A 1,318-nucleotide genomic window follows, 5' to 3' on the forward strand; every position below is an offset into this window, starting at 1 on the left:
TATTTTAGCCCCTTATAAGTTCGGAGTGATATTTTAAATTTCAAATAGTACATTTGAGATATGAAATACAAGAAATGGAGTTTAGAAGAGAAGTTAGAAATTTTATCTTCTTGCGAAGAATCAGGAGTTGTAGCAACCTGCCGTAAATACAGTGTTAGTACAGGAACTTTGTACAGTTGGAAGAAGAAGCATGAGAAACAAGGAGAAGCAGGTTTAAAAGTCACTTATGACGATCGTAGCAAAGAGTTAAAGCAAGCTGAGGAAGAAAACCGTATCCTACGTAAATTATTAGCTAATAAAGAAATTGAACTAGAAGTTGGACGTGAACTTTTAAAAAAAAAGTTTGGGACATCCGATCCAAGAAAGATTTAGTTGATAGTATTTGTAGCAAGTATAAAATCAGTAAAAGCAAAGTCATTGTGATGGTAGGTATGATTCAAAGTAGTTACTACCGAAGACCCAGCCATGGTAAAAAAGGTAATAAGCCTAGTGTCTTTACTTATAATAAATCCAAAGGAATGGTAGTTCAAGAAGTTGTTATTAAATCGGTTAAAGAAATCTTAAGTCATGAGTTTATAGACTGCGGATACCGTTTAATGACCTCTTATTTACATCGAGATGGCTATAAGATTAATCATAAAAAGCTTTACCGAATTATGAGAGAAGAAGGCTTGTTGAAACTAGAGAATCGGATAAACAGGAGTGGTTCTGGCCGTAAATTTGTAAAATATAGAAAGGTAATTACTGTTAGGCCGTTTCAATGTATAGAAATGGATATAAAGATGGTTTGGATTCCTATCATAGGTAAAAACGCTTATTTACTATCAATTATAGACGTTCATACCCGCAGAATATTAAAAGATTACTTTTCTTTCTCAATAAAACAGAACAAGGTAATCACGTTTCTTTCAGATTTATTTTCAGAATATCAATACCCAGAAAGTGTTGTAATAAGGAGTGACAACGGAAGTCAGTTTATTGCCAAAAGTGTTCGTGAATACCTAGGCCTGATAGGTGTTCAGCAGGAATTTACACATGTAGCAACACCAGAAGAAAATGCACATATTGAAGCCTATCATGGAATATTAAAAAAAGAAGTGTTCCAAAGAGTTGATTATAGGACTTTTGGAGAAATTGAACAAATATTAAAAAGGTATGTAATTTTCTATAACAATACTAGGCTACATGGGCTATTGGGTCGCATTACACCAATGGAAAAATGGAATAAGGATGAACATCTAATTTTAATGAAAAAATTAACCGCATAATTAATAATCGAAATTTAGAATAACTCTCTTGTTTTATAGGGGTCAAAACA

The 1,318-nt window shown here is 32.7% G+C and carries 2 protein-coding genes; both read left to right on the plus strand.

Annotated features, from left to right (window positions below):
* Positions 1-60: 60 nt before the first annotated feature.
* Positions 61-372, plus strand: a complete 312-nt coding sequence (locus QO182_RS19445; RefSeq protein ID WP_371563720.1) for a transposase — start codon at positions 61-63, stop codon at positions 370-372.
* A 26-nt stretch (positions 373-398) separates the two neighbouring features.
* Positions 399-1,268: an IS3 family transposase gene (locus tag QO182_RS19450; protein ID WP_371563723.1), complete on the plus strand. Its 870-nt coding sequence runs from the start codon at positions 399-401 to the stop codon at positions 1,266-1,268.
* The last annotated feature ends 50 nt before the right edge of the window (positions 1,269-1,318 follow it).

It is taken from the genome of Flavobacterium sp. Arc2, from assembly GCF_041431385.1.
Taxonomy (GTDB): Bacteria; Bacteroidota; Bacteroidia; order Flavobacteriales; family Flavobacteriaceae; genus Flavobacterium.

What these genes read in the sequence shown, in the direction of transcription:
- QO182_RS19445 (WP_371563720.1), top strand. Translation starts at nt 61, where the DNA reads ATGAAATACAAGAAATGGAGTTTAGAAGAGAAGTTAGAAATTTTATCT.